The following is a 254-nucleotide window of genomic DNA, read 5'->3' as shown; positions in this document are numbered from 1 at the left end:
AGCTCCGAGAGGGTGCGGGCGTTCGTGATGCAGCGGAGCCATCGGGGTGCTTCGCGTTGGGCTGAGCGGCCGTGGAATCCCCTGGTAGCCAGGAGTTGCGGAACCGTGGTGGGCATGGCCTTGGCTGCTGCGACGAGTGCTGAATCCGGGAGGAGGCGGCCAGGGGCCACGTCGCGTTTGCGGGCCAACTGATCCCGCTCCGTCCAGAGCTCCCTGACTGCTGCCAGTTGCCGGCGGTCGCGAATTTGATGCAG

At 67.3% G+C, this 254-nt stretch carries 1 protein-coding gene; it reads right to left on the bottom strand.

The window, feature by feature from the left end; translation table 11 throughout:
- Nucleotides 1-227, bottom strand: a 227-nt coding sequence (locus SB764_RS42540) for an HRDC domain-containing protein (RefSeq protein ID WP_410867112.1), incomplete at its 3' end; no start/stop codon positions are given.
- Nucleotides 228-254: the final 27 nt, after the last annotated feature.

Source organism: Paraburkholderia sp. SIMBA_027 (assembly GCF_046535315.1).
GTDB lineage: Bacteria > Pseudomonadota > Gammaproteobacteria > Burkholderiales > Burkholderiaceae > Paraburkholderia > Paraburkholderia tropica.
This window is presented reverse-complemented; position numbering and strand designations above follow the sequence as displayed.